The following is an 18,566-nucleotide window of genomic DNA, read 5'->3' as shown; positions in this document are numbered from 1 at the left end:
GGTTTTCCCGGTTCCGGGGTAAACGTCCCACTAGGGGGACGGTTTTCCGAAGCGCCTGGGCAGTGGCCCGATTGAAAAAGGGGCGTTTCGGCCAGCCGTTACCCGGCCGATACGAGGAGCGACAATGACCCAAACGTTCAACGGTCGCAAAAAAGTCCGGAAATACTACGGATCCATCCGCGATGTCGCGGCCATGCCAAACCTCATCGAGGTTCAGAAGGCTTCCTACGACCAGTTCCTTCAGGTCGATGAGATGCCAGGTGGCGGCCGCCATGTCGATGGTCTGGAAGCAGTCTTCCAGTCCGTTTTCCCCATTTCCGATTTTGCGGGCACCTCCCTGCTTGAATTCGTGTCCTACGAATTCGAAGCGCCGAAGTATGACATCGACGAGTGCCGCCAGCGCGGTATCACGTTCGCAGCACCGCTGAAGGTGACCCTGCGCCTGATCGTGTTCGATGTCGATGAAGACACCGGCGCCAAGTCCGTCAAGGACATCAAGGAGCAGGATGTCTACATGGGCGATATGCCGTTCATGACAGACAACGGCACGTTCATTGTCAACGGCACTGAACGCGTGATCGTCTCCCAGATGCACCGTTCTCCTGGCGTGTTCTTCGATCACGACAAGGGCAAGACCCATTCTTCCGGCAAGCTGCTGTTTGCAGCCCGCGTCATTCCGTATCGCGGTTCCTGGCTCGACATCGAGTTCGACGCCAAGGACATCGTCTATGCGCGTATCGACCGCCGCCGCAAGATCCCGGTGACCTCGCTGCTGATGGCCCTTGGCCTCGACGGCGAAGAAGTCCTGAACACCTTCTACAACCGCATCGAATACAAGCGTCAGGCCGATGGCTCCTGGCGCATGCCGTTCGATGGCAACCGTCTGAAGGGCAACAAGGCTTCCTATGACCTGGTCGACGCTGACAGCGGCGAAGTGGTCGTGGAATCCGGTCGCAAGATCACCGCACGCACGATCAAGCAGCTGACTGAAAAGGGCGTTACCGGCCTGAAGGTCACGGACGAGGATCTGCACGGCCAGTATCTGGCTGAAGACATCGTCGACATGAAGACCGGCGAGATCTATGCGGAAGCTGGTGAAGAGCTGAACGGCAAGACCCTCGAAGAGCTGGTCGACCGCGGCTATCATGACCTGCCGATGCTAGACATCGACCACGTCAACACCGGTGCCTACATCCGCAACACGCTGGCTGTCGACAAGAACGAGTCCCGCGAAGATGCGCTGTTCGATATCTACCGCGTCATGCGTCCGGGCGAGCCGCCCACGGTCGACACCGCGGAAGCCATGTTCCAGTCGCTGTTCTTCGACGCAGAGCGTTACGATCTGTCCGCCGTTGGCCGCGTGAAGATGAACATGCGCCTCGATCTGGAGTGTGAAGACACCGTGCGCGTTTTGCGCAAGGACGACATCCTCTCCGTGATCAAGGTTCTGCTCGAGCTGCGTGACGGCAAGGGCGAGATCGACGACATCGATAACCTGGGTAACCGCCGTGTCCGCTCCGTGGGCGAACTGATGGAAAACCAGTATCGCGTCGGTCTGCTGCGCATGGAACGCGCGATCAAGGAGCGTATGAGCTCCGTCGAGATCGACACGGTCATGCCGCAGGATCTGATCAACGCGAAGCCGGCAGCAGCTGCCGTGCGCGAGTTCTTCGGTTCCTCGCAACTTTCGCAGTTCATGGACCAGACCAACCCGCTTTCGGAAGTCACCCACAAGCGCCGTCTGTCGGCACTTGGGCCGGGCGGTCTGACCCGCGAGCGCGCTGGCTTCGAAGTCCGCGACGTGCACCCGACCCACTACGGCCGTATCTGCCCGATTGAAACGCCGGAAGGCCCGAACATCGGTCTGATCAACTCGCTGGCAACCTTCGCCCGCGTCAACAAGTACGGCTTCATCGAAAGCCCGTACCGCAAGGTCAAGGACGGTGTCGTCACCAACGACGTGGTCTACCTCTCCGCCATGGAAGAGGCCAAGCACTACGTTGCACAGTCCAACGCCGAGTATGACGCAGACGGCCGGTTCACCACCGAACTGATCACCTGCCGTCACGCCGGTGAAAACATGATGGTCCCGTCGGACCGCGTGGACCTTATGGACGTGTCGCCGAAGCAGCTCGTGTCGGTCGCAGCCGCGCTCATTCCGTTCCTTGAGAACGATGACGCCAACCGCGCACTGATGGGCTCGAACATGCAGCGTCAGGCCGTGCCGCTGGTACGCGCTGAAGCTCCGTTCGTCGGTACCGGCATGGAGCCCATCGTGGCCCGTGACTCCGGCGCTGCGATCGGTGCCCGTCGCGGCGGTGTGGTCGATCAGGTCGATGCGACCCGTATCGTTATCCGTGCAACGGAAGATCTCGATCCGTCCAAGTCGGGCGTCGACATCTACCGTCTGATGAAGTTCCAGCGTTCCAACCAGAACACCTGTATCAACCAGCGTCCGCTGGTCCGGGTGGGCGACGTGATCGGCAAGGGCGATATCATCGCCGACGGTCCGTCCACCGATCTGGGCGATCTGGCTCTCGGCCGGAACGTGCTCGTCGCGTTCATGCCGTGGAACGGCTACAACTTCGAAGACTCCATCCTGCTCTCCGAGCGGATCGTGTCTGACGACGTGTTCACTTCCATCCACCTCGAGGAATTCGAAGTGATGGCTCGTGACACGAAGCTCGGGCCGGAAGAAATTACGCGTGATATCCCGAACGTCTCCGAAGAGGCTCTGAAGAACCTCGACGAAGCCGGCATCGTGTACATCGGCGCTGAAGTTCATCCGGGCGACATCCTGGTCGGTAAGATCACCCCGAAGGGCGAAAGCCCGATGACGCCGGAAGAAAAGCTTCTGCGCGCCATCTTCGGTGAAAAGGCTTCCGACGTTCGCGACACCTCCCTGCGCCTGCCGCCGGGGGTTGCCGGTACCATCGTGGAAGTGCGCGTCTTCAACCGCCATGGCGTGGAAAAAGACGAGCGTGCGATGGCTATCGAGCGCGAAGAGATCGAACGCCTTGCCAAGGACCGGGACGACGAACAGGCGATCCTCGACCGCAACGTCTATGGCCGTCTGGCCGAGATGCTGCTGGGCAAGACTGCTGTCGGCGGCCCCAAGGGCTTCAAGAAGGATACCCTGCTGACGGGTGATGTCCTGAATGAATTCCCGCGGTCGCAGTGGTGGCAGTTCGTCATGGACGACGAAAAGTTCATGAGCGAAATCGAAGCCCTGCGCGGTCAGTATGACGACAGCCGCAAGCGTCTCGAGCAGCGTTTCATCGACAAGGTCGAGAAGCTGCAGCGCGGTGACGAACTGCCGCCGGGCGTCATGAAGATGGTCAAGGTCTTCGTTGCCGTTAAGCGCAAGATCCAGCCGGGCGACAAGATGGCCGGCCGTCACGGGAACAAGGGTGTGGTCTCCAAGATCAACCCGTGCGAGGACATGCCGTTCCTGGAAGACGGTACGCATGTCGACATCGTGCTGAACCCGCTGGGCGTGCCGTCGCGCATGAACGTCGGTCAGATTCTCGAAACGCACCTTGGCTGGGCCTGTTCCGGCATGGGCAAGCGGATCGGCGAACTGTACGACCAGTACCGCAAGTCCGGTGAAGTCGAGCAGCTTCGTGGCAAGATCGTCGAGATCTATGGCGACAACCTGAAGGGCGACAGCGTCAAGGACTACGACGACGAAGGCATCGTCCGTCTGGCCGAGCAGCTGAAGAAGGGCGTGTCCATTGCGACACCGGTCTTTGACGGTGCGCGTGAACCGGACGTCGTCGAGGCTCTGAACATCGCCGGCTACAAGCCGTCGGGTCAGTCGACGCTGTACGACGGACGTACGGGTGAGGAATTCGACCGCCAGGTCACCGTGGGCTACATCTATATGCTGAAGCTCCACCACCTGGTCGACGACAAGATCCACGCCCGTTCGATCGGCCCGTACTCGCTCGTCACCCAGCAGCCGCTCGGTGGTAAGGCGCAGTTCGGTGGCCAGCGCTTCGGTGAAATGGAGGTCTGGGCGCTTGAAGCTTACGGTGCAGCCTACACGCTGCAGGAAATGCTTACGGTCAAGTCGGATGACGTTGCCGGCCGTACGAAGGTCTATGAGGCCATCGTGCGCGGAGACGACACCTTCGAAGCCGGCATTCCGGAAAGCTTCAACGTGCTTGTTAAGGAAATGCGGTCTCTCGGCCTGAACGTAGAACTTCAGCGTACCGATGTGCCCCAGATCGAGGATGGCGACGTCGCAGACGCGGCCGAGTAACCTCGAGGGCATCAAAAAGACCGAATTTGGACTTGGAATGCCGGAGACAGGGGAGTTGGCCAGATGGCCAGCTCCCTCTCCGCGCATCGAAGGAGATAGACCATGAATCATGAGGTCATGAACCTGTTCAATCAACAGGCTCCCGCTCAGACCTTTGACAACATCCGGATCTCGCTGGCGAGCCCGGAAAAGATCATGTCTTGGTCTTTCGGCGAAATCAAAAAGCCGGAAACGATCAACTACCGTACGTTCAAGCCGGAACGCGACGGTCTCTTCTGCGCCCGTATCTTTGGCCCGATCAAGGATTACGAATGCCTTTGCGGCAAGTACAAGCGCATGAAGTACAAGGGCGTCATTTGTGAAAAGTGCGGCGTGGAAGTCACGCTGAGCCGCGTGCGCCGCGAGCGCATGGGCCACATCGAGCTGGCCGCTCCTGTGGCGCACATCTGGTTCCTGAAGTCCCTGCCGTCCCGTATCGGTCTTCTGCTCGACATGACGCTGAAGGATCTCGAGCGCGTGCTCTATTTCGAGAACTACGTTGTTCTCGAGCCGGGCCTGACGCCGCTCAAGCAGCATCAGCTTCTGTCTGAAGAAGACTTCATCGCAGCTCAGGACGAATACGGCGAAGACGCCTTTACCGCCATGATCGGCGCTGAAGCGATCCGCGAAATCCTGATGAGCCTCGACCTGGAGCGCATCAGCGAACAGCTGCGCGTCGAGATCGCGGAAGCCACCACCGAGCTGAAGCCGAAGAAGCTGGCCAAGCGCCTGAAGGTCATCGAAGCCTTCATGGAATCGGGCAACAAGCCCGAGTGGATGATCATGACCGTCGTTCCGGTGATCCCGCCGGATCTGCGTCCGCTGGTTCCGCTGGACGGTGGCCGGTTCGCGACTTCGGATCTGAACGATCTATACCGCCGCGTGATCAACCGTAACAACCGCCTGAAGCGCCTGATCGAGCTGCGTGCTCCGGACATCATCATCCGGAACGAAAAGCGCATGCTGCAGGAGTCTGTAGACGCCCTGTTCGACAACGGCCGCCGCGGCCGCGTCATCACCGGTGCCAACAAGCGTCCGCTGAAGTCGCTGTCCGACATGCTCAAGGGCAAGCAGGGCCGCTTCCGTCAGAACCTGCTCGGCAAGCGCGTGGACTATTCCGGCCGTTCGGTTATCACCGTGGGCCCGGAACTGAAGCTGCACCAGTGCGGCCTGCCGAAAAAGATGGCGCTTGAGCTGTTCAAGCCGTTCATCTATTCGCGCCTTGACGCCAAGGGCTTCTCCTCCACGGTGAAGCAGGCCAAGAAGCTGGTTGAAAAGGAACGTCCGGAAGTCTGGGACATCCTCGACGAGGTTATCCGTGAGCACCCGGTTCTCCTGAACCGCGCTCCGACCCTGCACCGTCTTGGCATCCAGGCTTTCGAACCGACCCTGATCGAAGGCAAGGCCATCCAGCTGCACCCGCTCGTCTGCTCGGCCTTCAACGCCGACTTCGACGGTGACCAGATGGCTGTTCACGTGCCGCTCTCGCTGGAAGCCCAGCTTGAAGCCCGCACGCTGATGATGTCGACCAACAACATCCTGCATCCGGCAAACGGTGGCCCGATCATCGTTCCGTCCCAGGATATCGTTCTGGGCCTCTACTATCTGTCCATCATGGCAGAGAAAGAGCCGGGCGAAGGCATGGCCTTCTCGGACATTGGCGAGATCCATCACGCCATTGCCAACAAGGTCATCACCCTGCACACGAAGATCCGCGGCCGTTACCGGAACATCGATGCCGATGGCAATCCGACGTCCGAGATCATCGAGACGACTCCGGGCCGCATGCTCATCGCCGAGCTGCTGCCGAAGCATCACGAAGTGCCTTACGACATCTGCAACAAGCTGATGACGAAGAAGGACATCTCCAAGATGATCGACGCCGTCTATCGTGCGTGTGGTCAGAAGGAGACCGTGATCTTCTGTGACCGCATCATGCAGCTTGGTTTCAAGAACGCATGTGCCGCCGGCATCTCCTTCGGCATGGACGACATGGTGATTCCGGACACCAAGCAGAAGCTTGTTGCCGAAACCGCCGCACTCGTCACCGAATACGAGCAGCAGTACAACGACGGTCTGATCACCCAGGGTGAGAAGTACAACAAGGTCGTTGATGCCTGGGCAAAGTGCACCGACAAGGTCGCCGACGAGATGATGGGCCGCATTAAGGCGGTTCAGGTCGACGAGGAGACCGGACGCCAGAAGCCGATGAACTCGGTTTACATGATGTCTCACTCCGGTGCCCGTGGTTCGCCCCAGCAGATGAAGCAGCTGGCCGGTATGCGTGGTCTGATGGCCAAGCCGTCGGGCGAGATCATCGAAAACCCGATCATCTCGAACTTCAAGGAAGGCCTCTCGGTTCTCGAGTACTTCAACTCGACCCACGGCGCCCGTAAGGGTCTGGCCGATACGGCTCTGAAGACGGCTAACTCCGGTTACCTGACCCGCCGTCTCGTCGACGTGGCACAGGACTCGATCATTCTCGAGCCGGATTGCGGTTCCGAGCGTGGCATCACCGTGTCCCCGATCGTCGATGCCGGTAACGTCATCGCGACCCTGGGCATGCGTGTTCTTGGCCGTACGACCGCTGAAGATGTCTACAACCACCAGACCGGTGAGATCATCGTGCCGAAGGGCCGTCTCATCGACGAGAAGGACGTGGATGTCATCGAAGCCGCCAAGGTTCAGCAGATCAAGATCCGCTCGGTTCTGACCTGTGAAACCGAAACCGGCGTCTGCGCCACCTGCTACGGCCGTGACCTTGCTCGCGGTACGCCGGTGAACATGGGTGAAGCTGTCGGCGTTATCGCTGCACAGTCGATCGGTGAGCCGGGCACGCAGCTGACCATGCGTACGTTCCACATTGGTGGTACGGCACAGGTGGTGGACAGCTCGTTCATCGAATCCAACGTCGACGGTACCGTTTCCATGCGGAACCGCAGCGTGGCTCGTGACTCTGACGGCAACCTGATTGCCATGGTCCGTAACATGTCCATCGTTGTCACCGACAGCGACGGCAATGAGCGCGCCGTGCATCGTATTGCCTACGGTTCCAAGCTGCATGTGGACGATGGCGATGCCGTCAAGCGTGGCCAGCGGATCGCGGAATGGGACCCCTACACCCGTCCGATGCTCTCGGAAGTCGATGGTATCGTGGACTTCGAAGATCTGGTCGATGGTGCGTCCGTTCAGGAAACGGCCGACGAGGCGACCGGCATCACGAAGCGTGTCGTCATCGACTGGCGCTCGAACCAGCGCAGCCAGGATCTGAAGCCGGCAATCGTGGTCAAGAACGACAAGGGAGAAATCTCCAAGGTCGCTCGTGGCGGCGATGCACGCCTGCTCCTGTCCGTGGAGGCCATTCTCTCGGTTCAGCCGGGTTCGCGTGTCAAGGCTGGTGACGTTCTGGCTCGTATCCCGCTCGAAAGCGCCAAGACCAAGGACATCACCGGTGGTCTGCCGCGCGTTGCGGAACTGTTCGAAGCCCGCCGTCCGAAGGACCATGCGATCATCGCGGAAATTTCCGGGACGATCCGCTTCGGCCGTGACTACAAGAACAAGCGCCGCATCATCATCGAGCCGAACGACGAGGCTCTGGAACCCGTTGAATACCTGATCCCGAAGGGCAAGCACTTCCACCTGCAGGAAGGCGATGCCATTGAAAAGGGTGAATACGTACTCGACGGCAACCCGGCACCGCATGACATTCTGGCGGTCAAGGGCGTGGAGGCACTGGCTGCCTACCTCGTCAATGAAATCCAGGAAGTCTACCGGCTCCAGGGCGTGACGATCAACGACAAGCACATTGAAGTGATCGTCCGTCAGATGCTGCAGAAGATCGAAATCACCGAGTCCGGTGACACCGAGTTCTTCCCGGGCGAACAGGTCGACAAGCTCGACTTCGACGCCGCCAACGAGAAGGCCATCAACGAGGCCCGTGACCCTGCAAAGGGCAACCCGGTCCTGCTCGGTATTACCAAGGCGTCCCTGCAGACCCGGTCGTTCTTCTCGGCCGCGTCGTTCCAGGAAACGACCCGCGTGCTTACCGATGCTGCTGTCAACGGCAAGATCGATCCGCTGGTTGGCCTGAAGGAAAACGTGATTGTGGGCCGTCTGATCCCGGCTGGTACCGGCGGGGTGATGAAGCGCATCCGCAAGATCGCAAGCCACCGCGACGACCTGATCCAGGACGCACGCCGTCAGGCGTCTTCCGACAGCGCTGCGGAAGGTCTTCTGGAAGACCTGAGCGGTGCTGCCGAGTAAGGCAGTCACGATACAAGATTTGAAAGGCCGCCCCCGGGCGGCCTTTTTTCTGACCGCCAGCAGGTGTTGAATGGACCCTGCTGGCCAAGACCTATCGGAGCCCGATCGGCGGACGCGGGATCGTCCCTGCCGATCAGATGGAGACAGACCCAATGAACGACAATGAAGACGCCATCGAGCCGACCGTGTTCATCGTGATCGGCCGCGTGTGGAACGAGGGCGAGGAAGGCGAGGGCGACAGCATGGAGATCCATGCGCTGCTGACCGCTCCCGACGATGACAGCGCCGTCCGCAAGACCCTGGAGGCTCTTGCTGCCCAGGGCTACGCTGAAGCCGAGCTGGACCAGATCGGTGTCATGGACGGGGAGCCGGATGACGCCATCTACGAAGGTGCTTATCAGGATGCCCTTTCCGGCAATGTGGCGATCATCACGTTTAACGACGACGAGTGATCTGCGGCCGGACGGAGGGGGAGGGAAGGTTGTGAGGGCAGGGACCTGTCCTTAGCGGTTTAGACCTGAGCGATTCTTCTGTCCGGCGATTCAACGCGGGGGTGCATGGCGGCCATGCGAATCCCGCAATGCGATTCACGTCGCAACTGTTCGGAATTGACTCATTGCGTTAACCCTCTGTTTAGCTCTGCCCGCAGGAGCTGAAGCCGTCAAAGCAATAATGTAACCGGATGAATGTCATAAATGGTTCATTTATTGCTTGAATGGGTGTCATAAAACGGCAGATTTCTGCAGATCCGCATGGATGGCGGGAATCTCGCATTTTTCAGACAAACCACTTGACGTAGAGGGGAGTGATGAGTAGTTTCCGCGCATCCCGATGGCAGGCGGTAAGTCCCCTGACTGTCCGAGCGCGACTCGCGCCGGACCAAGAAGACTTAAACGCTGCCGGGTTCATATAGGCGAATAAGCGTCGATTGCATGACCTCAGGGCAACCTGCGGTCCTCTGGTTCGCAAGCGCCTGCCGGTCCCCAGACGGGAACGGGCGGGCGCGATTCTGCATGTCGGAATCAGTGATCCAGGTTCGCATACGAGTTTTTGGATGGACGAGGTAAAGGGCACAGAATGCCGACCATCAACCAGCTGATCCGCAATCCGCGGAAAGATCCGCCCAAGCGGAACAAGGTGCCGGCCATGGAGGCCTGCCCGCAGAAGCGTGGTGTTTGCACCCGCGTCTACACTACGACGCCGAAGAAGCCGAACTCGGCTCTGCGTAAGGTGGCTAAGATCCGCCTGACCAACGGCTTCGAAGTCATTGGTTACATTCCGGGTGAAGGTCACAACCTTCAGGAACACTCCGTGGTGATGATCCGCGGCGGCCGCGTCAAGGATTTGCCGGGCGTGCGCTACCACATCATCCGCGGCGTGCTCGACACCCAGGGCGTCAAGGACCGCAAGCAACGCCGTTCGAAGTACGGCGCGAAGCGTCCGAAGTAAGAGGTACGATAGATGTCTCGTCGTCACCGCGCAGAAAAACGCGAAATCAACCCGGATCCGAAGTTCGGGGATATGGTCGTCACCAAGTTCATGAATTCCATCATGTACGACGGCAAGAAGTCGACCGCAGAACGCATCGTTTACGGTGCTTTCGATGTGATCGCCAACAAGACCCGTGAGAACCCGATTGAAGTGTTCCATGCGGCTCTTGAAAACGTCATGCCGCAGGTAGAAGTGCGCTCCCGCCGTGTTGGTGGTGCGACCTACCAGGTTCCGGTCGAAGTTCGCTCTGACCGCCGTCAGGCTCTGGCGATCCGCTGGCTGATCACCGCAGCGCGCAACCGCAACGAAACCACCATGGTTGACCGTCTGTCGGGCGAAATGCTCGATGCCGCCAACAACCGTGGCACGGCAGTGAAGAAGCGCGAAGACACGCACCGTATGGCTGACGCCAACCGCGCGTTCTCGCACTACCGCTGGTAATCTGGACTCGGAAGGGCTGACGCAATGTCGCGCACGCATAAAATCGAGGACTACCGCAACTTCGGCATCATGGCTCACATCGATGCTGGCAAGACGACCACGACCGAGCGGATCCTTTTCTACACTGGCAAGAGCCACAAGATCGGTGAAGTTCACGATGGTGCTGCCACCATGGACTGGATGGAGCAGGAGCAGGAGCGTGGCATCACGATTACCTCCGCTGCTACCACCGCGTTCTGGAAAGAAAAGCGCCTGAACATCATCGACACCCCGGGTCACGTCGACTTCACCATTGAAGTTGAACGTTCCCTGCGCGTGCTCGACGGTGCAGTCGCCCTGCTCGACGCCAACGCTGGTGTTGAGCCGCAGACCGAAACGGTCTGGCGCCAGGCTGACAAGTACCACGTTCCGCGGATGATCTTCGTCAACAAGATGGATAAGCTCGGCGCTGATTTCTATCGCTGCGTTGACATGATCAAGACCCGTCTTGGCGCCACGCCGCTGGTTCTTCAGATCCCGGTTGGGGCTGAAAACGAGTTCGCTGGCCTGGTCGACCTGATCAAGATGAAGGCGCTGATCTGGCGCGATGAATCTCTCGGCGCCCAGTGGGACGAAGTCGAGATCCCGGCTGACCTGGCTGACAAGGCTCAGGAATTCCGCGATCTGATGATCGAAACCGCCGTCGAAGCTGATGAAGCTGCCATGGAAGCTTATCTGGAAGGCGAAGAGCCGACCAACGAGAAGCTGATGGAAATCATCCGCAAGGGCACCATCAACAGCGATTTCGTTCCGGTTCTGTGCGGTTCCGCATTCAAGAACAAGGGCGTTCAGCCGCTGCTCGACGCCGTCGTCGACTATCTGCCGAGCCCGGTTGAAGTTCCTGCGATCAAGGGCATCGACCCGAAGACCGAAGGCGAAGTTCTGCGCAAGTCCGGCGATGAAGAGCCTCTCTCCATGCTGGCATTCAAGATCATGAACGACCCGTTCGTCGGTTCGCTCACGTTCTGCCGCATCTACTCCGGCGTTCTGAACAAGGGTGTATCCCTGCAGAACACCGTCAAGGAGAAGAAGGAACGCGTCGGCCGTATGATGCAGATGCACTCCAACAGCCGTGAAGACCTCGATATTGCCTATGCAGGCGACATCGTTGCGATCGCTGGCCTGAAGGACACCACCACTGGCGACACCCTGTGTGACCCGCTGAAGCCGGTGATCCTGGAGCGCATGGAATTCCCCGAGCCGGTGATCGAGATCGCCGTCGAGCCGAAGACCAAGGCCGACCAGGAAAAGATGGGCCTCGCCCTGAACCGCCTGGCAGCTGAAGATCCGTCCTTCCGCGTGAAGACGGACGAAGAGTCTGGCCAGACGATCATCGCCGGCATGGGCGAACTTCACCTGGACATCATCGTTGACCGTATGCGTCGCGAGTTCAAGGTGGAAGCGAACATCGGTGCGCCGCAGGTGGCTTACCGCGAAACCATCACCAAGCAGGCCGAAGTGGACTACACCCACAAGAAGCAGTCTGGTGGTTCGGGTCAGTTCGCTCGCATCAAGCTCGTTATCGAGCCGGCAGAACCGAATGCAGGCTACGTCTTCGAATCGAAGATCGTTGGTGGTTCGGTTCCCAAGGAATACATCCCGGGTGTTACCAAGGGTGTTGAAAGCGTCATGTCGTCCGGCCCGATCGCTGGCTTCCCGATGCTCGACATCAAGGTGACGTTGACCGACGGTGCATACCACGACGTTGACTCCTCGGTTCTGGCGTTCGAAATCGCCGGTCGTGCTGGTTTCCGTGAAGGCATCCAGAAGGCTGGTCCGAAGCTCCTCGAGCCGATCATGAAGGTCGAAGTCGTTACCCCTGAAGACTACATGGGCGACGTCATCGGTGACCTGAACTCCCGCCGTGGCCAGATTGCTGGCACCGAAAACCGCGGGATCGTCACGGTCATTACCGCAATGGTTCCGCTGGCCAACATGTTTGGCTACGTGAACAACCTGCGGTCCATGTCCCAGGGCCGGGCCCAGTACTCGATGGTGTTTGATCACTACGAGCAAGTGCCGCAGGCTGTCGCTGAGCAGGTTCAGGCCAAGTACGCCTAACCTGAACTTGTGAACGATTAGAATTAAGAGAGCGGAGTAATCCGATGGCTAAAGAAAAATTTGAGCGTAATAAGCCGCACGTCAACATCGGCACGATTGGCCACGTTGACCATGGCAAGACGACTCTGACGGCTGCAATCACGATGACGCTGGCTGAAGCTGGTGGCGCGGTTGCCAAGGCTTATGACCAGATCGACGCAGCGCCGGAAGAAAAGGCACGCGGCATCACCATCTCCACGGCTCACGTTGAGTACGAGACGGCCAACCGTCACTACGCACACGTTGACTGCCCGGGTCACGCCGACTACGTCAAGAACATGATCACCGGTGCTGCCCAGATGGACGGCGCGATCCTGGTTTGCTCCGCAGCTGACGGCCCGATGCCGCAGACCCGTGAGCACATCCTGCTCGCTCGTCAGGTTGGCGTTCCGGCCCTCGTCGTGTTCCTGAACAAGGTCGACCAGGTTGATGACGAAGAGCTCCTCGAGCTCGTCGAAATGGAACTGCGCGAGCTGCTGTCCTCCTACGACTTCCCGGGCGACGACATTCCGATCGTCAAGGGCTCTGCTCTGGCAGCCGTCGAAAACCGCGACCCGGCTATCGGCCGTGACGCGATCCGCGCCCTGATGGACGCAGTCGATGCCTACATCCCGACCCCGGAACGTCCGAAGGATCAGCCGTTCCTGATGCCGATCGAAGACGTGTTCTCGATCTCCGGCCGTGGCACCGTGGTGACCGGTCGTGTTGAGCGCGGCATCGTCAAGGTTGGTGAAGAAGTCGAGATCGTCGGCATCAAGGACACCCGCAAGACGACGGTTACCGGCGTTGAAATGTTCCGCAAGCTGCTGGATAGCGGTGAAGCAGGCGACAACATCGGTGCCCTGATCCGCGGCGTTGGCCGTGAAGATGTTGAGCGTGGCCAGGTTCTTTGCAAGCCGGGTTCTGTAACCCCGCACACGAAGTTCAAGGCTGAAGCCTACATCCTGACCAAGGAAGAAGGCGGCCGTCACACTCCGTTCTTCACGAACTACCGTCCGCAGTTCTACTTCCGCACGACCGACGTGACGGGCATCGTGGAACTGCCGGAAGGCACTGAAATGGTGATGCCGGGCGACAACGTGTCGGTCGTGGTCACGCTGATCGTGCCGATCGCCATGGAAGACGGCCTGCGCTTCGCTATCCGCGAAGGTGGCCGTACCGTCGGCGCCGGCGTGGTTGCTTCCATCATCGCATAATTGACGGCAGGGCCTGCCGTTTCCTAACGAAACACCTGCAGGCCCGCCTGTCTTATCGGGAACTCTGAAATGAACGGTCAGAATATCCGGATCCGCCTCAAGGCATTTGATCACCGTATTCTCGATGCTTCCACCAAGGAAATCGTGAACACGGCGAAGCGGACCGGTGCGCAGGTGCGGGGACCCGTGCCGCTGCCGACGCGGATCGAGAAGTACACAGTGCTTCGCGGCCCGCACATCGACAAGAAAAGCCGCGATCAGTTCGAGATGCGCACGCATAAGCGTCTTCTCGATATCGTGGATCCGACGCCCCAGACGGTCGACGCTCTTATGAAGCTCGATCTGGCCGCTGGTGTTGACGTCGAGATCAAGCTCTGAGGCGGATCGAAGGGGACACGTCTATGCGTTCTGGAGTGATCGCTCAGAAAGTGGGCATGACTCGTATCTATAACGATGCGGGCGAGCATGTTCCGGTCACTGTCCTGCGACTGGAAAATTGCCAGGTGGTTGCCCACCGGACTGACGAAAAGAATGGCTACACTGCACTGCAGCTCGGTGCAGGTCTGGCCAAGGTTAAGAACACGCCGAAGGCAATGCGCGGTCATTTCGCCGTTGCCAAGGTCGAACCGAAGCGGACTCTCGTCGAGTTCCGGGTTTCGTCCGACAACCTGATTGACGTTGGCGCGGAACTCACCGCTGACCACTATGTCGAAGGTCAGTTCGTCGACGTCACCGGTACCTCCATCGGTAAGGGTTTTGCCGGCGTCATGAAGCGCCACAACTTCGGTGGTGGCCGCGCCTCCCATGGTAACTCCGTCTCGCACCGTTCGCACGGTTCGACCGGTCAGTGCCAGGATCCGGGCAAGGTGTTCAAGGGCAAGAAGATGGCCGGTCACATGGGCGACGTCCGCGTGACCACGCAGAACCTCAAGGTTGTGCGGACCGATGTTGAACGCGGCCTGATCATGGTCGAAGGGTCTGTTCCGGGCGCCAAGGGCGGCTGGATCCTGGTCCGCGACGCGATCAAGAAGGCGCTGCCGGAAGGTGTTCCGGTCCCGGGTGCTTACCGCGCTCCGGAAGCTGCTGTTGCCGCCGGGAAGGAGAGCGAGTGATGGAACTCCAGGTCAAGACCCTCGAAGGCGGGGCGGCCGGTTCGATCACGGTGTCTGACGAGATCTTCGGTCTCGATCCGCGCACCGATCTGATCCACCGCGTGGTGCGTTGGCAGCTTGCCAAGCGCCAGGCTGGCACCCACAAGGCCCTCGGGCGTTCGGAAGTTTCTGGCACGACGAAGAAGTTCGTCCGCCAGAAAGGCTCCGGCGGCGCCCGTCACGGCAACAAGAAGGCCCCGCAGTTCCGCGGTGGTGGTAAGGCATTCGGCCCGGTCGTTCGCGATCATGCCCATGACCTGCCGAAGAAGGTTCGCGCCCTCGGCCTGAAGCACGTCCTGTCTGCAAAGGCAAAGGCTGACAGCATCGTCGTCGTCGAAGATGCCAAGGCTGCCGAAGCCAAGACCAAGGCCCTCAAGGATCAGTTCGCAAAGCTGGGTTTCACCAGCGCGCTGATCATCGATGGCGCGGAACTGGACCGGAACTTTGCACTGGCTGCACGCAACATCCCGATGGTGGATGTGCTGCCGGTACAGGGCATCAACGTCTACGACATCATGCGGGCTCACACCCTGGTCCTGACCAAGGCTGCCGTGGCCGCACTTGAGGAGCGCTTCAAATGAGCAATCTTCCTCACTACGACAAGATCGTCGGCCCGGTGATCACCGAGAAGGCGACCATGGCTTCCGAAGAGAACAAGGTTGTCTTCAAGGTGGCGAATACCGCCACCAAGCCGGAAATCAAGGCTGCTGTCGAGGCGCTGTTCGGTGTAAAGGTCACGGCTGTGAACACCTTGGTCCGCAAGGGCAAGGTCAAGCGGTTCAAGGGCCGGATCGGCCGCCAGTCCGACTACAAGAAGGCCGTCATCACGCTCGCGGAAGGTCACGCTATCGACGTGGCGACCGGGCTCTAAGACGGGGACAGGTAAATGGCACTCAAGACTTTCAACCCGACGTCTCCTGGCCAGCGCCAGCTCGTCCAGGTCGATCGTTCCGATCTCTGGAAGGGCAAGCCGGTCAAGACCCTGACCGAAGGCCTGTCCAAGAGCGGTGGTCGTAACAACCACGGCCGCCTGACGGCTCCGAACCGCGGTGGCGGTCACAAGCGGTCCTACCGTCTTGTTGACTTCAAGCGTCGCAAGTTCGACATCCCGGCGACCGTCGAGCGCCTCGAATACGATCCGAACCGGACCGCATTCATCGCTCTGATCCGCTACGAAGATGGTGAGCTGAGCTACATCCTGGCGCCGCAGCGTCTGGCAGTTGGCGACAAGGTCGTCGCAGGTCAGGCCGTCGACGTGAAGCCGGGCAACGCAATGCCGCTCGCATCCATTCCGGTGGGTACGATCGTTCACAACATTGAACTGAAGCCGGGCAAGGGTGCGCAGGTCGCACGTTCCGCTGGTGCTTTCGTTCAGGTTGTCGGCCGCGACCAGGGCTACACGATCCTGCGTCTCATGTCCGGTGAACAGCGCCGCGTTCTGGGGACCTGCATGGCCTCCATCGGCGCAGTGTCCAACCCGGACCACGGCAACGTAAACCTCGGTAAGGCTGGCCGTTCCCGGTGGCTGGGCCGCACCCCGCATGTTCGCGGTGTTGCCATGAACCCGGTCGACCACCCGCACGGTGGTGGTGAAGGCCGGACCTCCGGTGGTCGTCATCCGGTTACCCCTTGGGGTAAGCCGACCAAGGGCAAGCGCACGCGGCGGAACAAGCAGACGGACAAGTTCATTGTTCGTAGCCGTCACGCACGCAAGAAGTAAGGGACAAGGATCGTGACACGTTCGATCTGGAAAGGTCCGTTTGTTGACGGGTATCTGCTGAAGAAAGCGGACAAGGTTCGTGAATCCGGCCGCAACGAGGTCATCAAGACCTGGAGCCGCCGCTCGACCATTCTGCCGCAGTTCGTCGGTATTACCTTTGGCGTCTACAACGGTCAGAAGCACGTTCCGGTGCTGGTGTCTGAAGAAATGATTGGTCACAAGTTGGGTGAATTTTCCCCGACCCGGACCTATTACGGACATGGCGCCGACAAGAAGGCGAAGAGGAAGTAACGATGGGCAAGCCGAAGCGTGAGCGGACGCTCGCTGACAACGAGGCCCGGGCAATGACCCGCATGCTGCGCGTATCGCCGCGCAAGCTGAATCTCGTTGCGGCTGCTATCCGCGGCAAGAAGGTCGGGACCGCACTGGCGGATCTGACTTTCTCCCGCAAGCGTATCGCCGGGGACGTCAAGAAGACCTTGATGTCCGCGATCGCCAACGCGGAAAACAACCACGACCTGGACATCGACAACCTGGTGGTTGCCGAGGCGCATGTTGGCAAGGCTTTTGTCATCAAGCGGTTCCATGCCCGTGCACGTGGCCGTGTGGGCCGGATCGAGAAGCCGTTCTCGAACCTGACCATCGTCGTGCGTGAAGTCGAGGAGAGTGCCTGATGGGACACAAAGTCAACCCGATCGGCATGCGCCTCGGGATCAACCGCACCTGGGATTCGCGTTGGTACGCCAACAAGGGTGAATACGGCACTCTTCTTCATGAAGACTTCCGCATCCGCGAATACCTGCTTGAAGAACTGAAGCAGGCAGCCGTTGCCAAGGTCGTCATCGAGCGTCCGCACAAGAAGTGCCGCGTCACCATCCACTCCGGCCGTCCGGGTGTGGTGATCGGCAAGAAGGGTGCAGACATCGAGAAGCTTCGCAAGAAGATCGGTGAAATCACCAATGCCGACGTGCACATCAACATCGTTGAAGTGCGCAAGCCGGAAATCGACGCGACCCTCGTTGCCGCTTCGATCGCACAGCAGCTGGAACGCCGTGTTGCCTTCCGCCGCGCCATGAAGCGTGCCGTTCAGTCGGCAATGCGTCTCGGCGCCCAGGGCATCCGGATCAACTGCGGTGGCCGTCTCGGCGGTGCGGAAATCGCCCGCGTCGAGTGGTACCGTGAAGGCCGCGTGCCGCTGCACACCCTGCGTGCTGACATCGACTACGGTGTCGCTTCCGCTCACACCGCTTACGGTGTTTGCGGCGTGAAGGTTTGGATCTTCAAGGGTGAAATCCTCGAGCACGACCCGATGGCGTCTGAACGCCGTGCGACGTCTGGCTCGGACAGCAACCAGGGTGATCGCGGTGGACGCCGGGATCGGGGCCGTGAGCGCGCAGCCTGATTAGGCTGCCTGCTGCTCGCGTAAAACGAAGGACGAAAGAAGACGATGCTGCAACCGAAGCGAACTAAGTTCCGCAAGCAGCACAAGGGCCGCATTCACGGCTTGTCGAAGGGGGGCACAGACCTCAACTTCGGCGCCTATGGTCTGAAGGCTGTTGAGCCGGAGCGTATCACCGCTCGTCAGATCGAAGCTGCCCGTCGTGCCATGACCCGCCACATGAAGCGTGCTGGTCGTGTCTGGATCCGTATCTTCCCGGACCTCCCGGTTTCCTCGAAGCCGGCCGAAGTCCGAATGGGTAAAGGTAAGGGTGCTCCGGATTACTGGGCCTGCCGCGTGGCGCCGGGCCGGATCATGTTTGAAATCGACGGCGTGCCGGAAGATATTGCCCGTGAGGCAATGCGTCTTGCAGCTGCCAAGCTGCCGATCAAGTGCCGGTTCGTCCAGCGGATCGCCGAATAAG

The 18,566-nt window shown here is 59.8% G+C and carries 16 protein-coding genes; all 16 read left to right on the top strand.

Features of this window, described 5'->3' with window-relative positions:
• The first annotated feature begins 124 nt into the window (after positions 1-124).
• The 16 genes from rpoB (at position 125) to rplP (ending at position 18,565) form a co-directional block, all read left to right on the top strand.
• Positions 125-4,264: a DNA-directed RNA polymerase subunit beta gene (gene rpoB / locus BUA94_RS08720; RefSeq protein WP_073011930.1), complete on the top strand. Its 4,140-nt coding sequence runs from the start codon at positions 125-127 to the stop codon at positions 4,262-4,264.
• Positions 4,265-4,366: 102 nt separating this feature from the next.
• Positions 4,367-8,566 (top strand): DNA-directed RNA polymerase subunit beta', encoded by a 4,200-nt coding sequence (gene rpoC, locus BUA94_RS08715; protein ID WP_073011927.1) that lies wholly within the window; start codon positions 4,367-4,369, stop codon positions 8,564-8,566.
• Between the two features lie 152 nt (positions 8,567-8,718).
• Positions 8,719-9,018, top strand: a complete 300-nt coding sequence (locus tag BUA94_RS08710) for a regulator (protein WP_073013753.1) — start codon at positions 8,719-8,721, stop codon at positions 9,016-9,018.
• A 625-nt stretch (positions 9,019-9,643) separates the two neighbouring features.
• Positions 9,644-10,015, top strand: coding sequence for a 30S ribosomal protein S12 (gene rpsL, locus BUA94_RS08705; protein ID WP_068314108.1), 372 nt, complete (start codon positions 9,644-9,646; stop codon positions 10,013-10,015).
• Between the two features lie 12 nt (positions 10,016-10,027).
• The gene (gene rpsG / locus BUA94_RS08700; RefSeq protein WP_073011923.1) at positions 10,028-10,498 is read left to right on the top strand and encodes a 30S ribosomal protein S7; all 471 of its coding nucleotides are present in this window, start codon (positions 10,028-10,030) and stop codon (positions 10,496-10,498) included.
• Between the two features lie 24 nt (positions 10,499-10,522).
• The gene (gene fusA / locus BUA94_RS08695; RefSeq protein ID WP_073011919.1) at positions 10,523-12,598 is read left to right on the top strand and encodes an elongation factor G; all 2,076 of its coding nucleotides are present in this window, start codon (positions 10,523-10,525) and stop codon (positions 12,596-12,598) included.
• A gap of 44 nt (positions 12,599-12,642) precedes the next feature.
• Positions 12,643-13,833: an elongation factor Tu gene (gene tuf / locus BUA94_RS08690; RefSeq protein ID WP_073011916.1), complete on the top strand. Its 1,191-nt coding sequence runs from the start codon at positions 12,643-12,645 to the stop codon at positions 13,831-13,833.
• 69 nt (positions 13,834-13,902) lie between these two features.
• Positions 13,903-14,211 (top strand): 30S ribosomal protein S10, encoded by a 309-nt coding sequence (gene rpsJ, locus BUA94_RS08685; protein ID WP_006936455.1) that lies wholly within the window; start codon positions 13,903-13,905, stop codon positions 14,209-14,211.
• Between the two features lie 23 nt (positions 14,212-14,234).
• Positions 14,235-14,945, top strand: a complete 711-nt coding sequence (gene rplC / locus BUA94_RS08680; protein WP_073011913.1) for a 50S ribosomal protein L3 — start codon at positions 14,235-14,237, stop codon at positions 14,943-14,945.
• Complete coding sequence (gene rplD, locus BUA94_RS08675) at positions 14,945-15,565, top strand: 50S ribosomal protein L4 (protein ID WP_073011910.1); 621 nt, start codon at positions 14,945-14,947, stop codon at positions 15,563-15,565. Before rplC ends, rplD begins: the two co-directional genes overlap by 1 nt.
• Positions 15,562-15,855: a 50S ribosomal protein L23 gene (locus tag BUA94_RS08670; protein ID WP_073011907.1), complete on the top strand. Its 294-nt coding sequence runs from the start codon at positions 15,562-15,564 to the stop codon at positions 15,853-15,855. The genes rplD and BUA94_RS08670 overlap by 4 nt, the downstream gene beginning before the upstream one ends.
• A gap of 15 nt (positions 15,856-15,870) precedes the next feature.
• Entirely contained in the window at positions 15,871-16,704 is an 834-nt protein-coding gene (gene rplB, locus BUA94_RS08665) for a 50S ribosomal protein L2 (protein WP_073011904.1), read from the top strand.
• A gap of 12 nt (positions 16,705-16,716) precedes the next feature.
• Positions 16,717-16,995, top strand: a complete 279-nt coding sequence (gene rpsS, locus BUA94_RS08660; RefSeq protein ID WP_073011901.1) for a 30S ribosomal protein S19 — start codon at positions 16,717-16,719, stop codon at positions 16,993-16,995.
• 2 nt (positions 16,996-16,997) lie between these two features.
• Complete coding sequence (rplV, locus tag BUA94_RS08655) at positions 16,998-17,378, top strand: 50S ribosomal protein L22 (protein WP_073011898.1); 381 nt, start codon at positions 16,998-17,000, stop codon at positions 17,376-17,378.
• Complete coding sequence (gene rpsC, locus BUA94_RS08650; RefSeq protein WP_073011895.1) at positions 17,378-18,106, top strand: 30S ribosomal protein S3; 729 nt, start codon at positions 17,378-17,380, stop codon at positions 18,104-18,106. The genes rplV and rpsC overlap by 1 nt, the downstream gene beginning before the upstream one ends.
• 45 nt (positions 18,107-18,151) lie before the next feature.
• Complete coding sequence (gene rplP, locus BUA94_RS08645; protein ID WP_073011892.1) at positions 18,152-18,565, top strand: 50S ribosomal protein L16; 414 nt, start codon at positions 18,152-18,154, stop codon at positions 18,563-18,565.
• Position 18,566: the final 1 nt, after the last annotated feature.

This window comes from Roseibium suaedae (assembly GCF_900142725.1).
Classification (GTDB): Bacteria; Pseudomonadota; Alphaproteobacteria; order Rhizobiales; family Stappiaceae; genus Roseibium; species Roseibium suaedae.
Note: the sequence above shows the minus strand (reverse complement) of the source record. Positions and strands in the feature narration are given on the sequence as shown.

What these genes read in the sequence shown, in the direction of transcription:
- rplC (WP_073011913.1), top strand. Translation starts at nt 14,235, where the DNA reads ATGCGTTCTGGAGTGATCGCTCAGAAAGTGGGCATGACTCGTATCTAT.
- fusA (WP_073011919.1), top strand. Translation starts at nt 10,523, where the DNA reads ATGTCGCGCACGCATAAAATCGAGGACTACCGCAACTTCGGCATCATG.
- rplD (WP_073011910.1), top strand. Translation starts at nt 14,945, where the DNA reads ATGGAACTCCAGGTCAAGACCCTCGAAGGCGGGGCGGCCGGTTCGATC.
- rpsJ (WP_006936455.1), top strand. Translation starts at nt 13,903, where the DNA reads ATGAACGGTCAGAATATCCGGATCCGCCTCAAGGCATTTGATCACCGT.
- BUA94_RS08670 (WP_073011907.1), top strand. Translation starts at nt 15,562, where the DNA reads ATGAGCAATCTTCCTCACTACGACAAGATCGTCGGCCCGGTGATCACC.
- tuf (WP_073011916.1), top strand. Translation starts at nt 12,643, where the DNA reads ATGGCTAAAGAAAAATTTGAGCGTAATAAGCCGCACGTCAACATCGGC.
- BUA94_RS08710 (WP_073013753.1), top strand. Translation starts at nt 8,719, where the DNA reads ATGAACGACAATGAAGACGCCATCGAGCCGACCGTGTTCATCGTGATC.
- rplV (WP_073011898.1), top strand. Translation starts at nt 16,998, where the DNA reads ATGGGCAAGCCGAAGCGTGAGCGGACGCTCGCTGACAACGAGGCCCGG.
- rpsC (WP_073011895.1), top strand. Translation starts at nt 17,378, where the DNA reads ATGGGACACAAAGTCAACCCGATCGGCATGCGCCTCGGGATCAACCGC.
- rplP (WP_073011892.1), top strand. Translation starts at nt 18,152, where the DNA reads ATGCTGCAACCGAAGCGAACTAAGTTCCGCAAGCAGCACAAGGGCCGC.
- rplB (WP_073011904.1), top strand. Translation starts at nt 15,871, where the DNA reads ATGGCACTCAAGACTTTCAACCCGACGTCTCCTGGCCAGCGCCAGCTC.
- rpoB (WP_073011930.1), top strand. Translation starts at nt 125, where the DNA reads ATGACCCAAACGTTCAACGGTCGCAAAAAAGTCCGGAAATACTACGGA.
- rpsL (WP_068314108.1), top strand. Translation starts at nt 9,644, where the DNA reads ATGCCGACCATCAACCAGCTGATCCGCAATCCGCGGAAAGATCCGCCC.
- rpsG (WP_073011923.1), top strand. Translation starts at nt 10,028, where the DNA reads ATGTCTCGTCGTCACCGCGCAGAAAAACGCGAAATCAACCCGGATCCG.
- rpoC (WP_073011927.1), top strand. Translation starts at nt 4,367, where the DNA reads ATGAATCATGAGGTCATGAACCTGTTCAATCAACAGGCTCCCGCTCAG.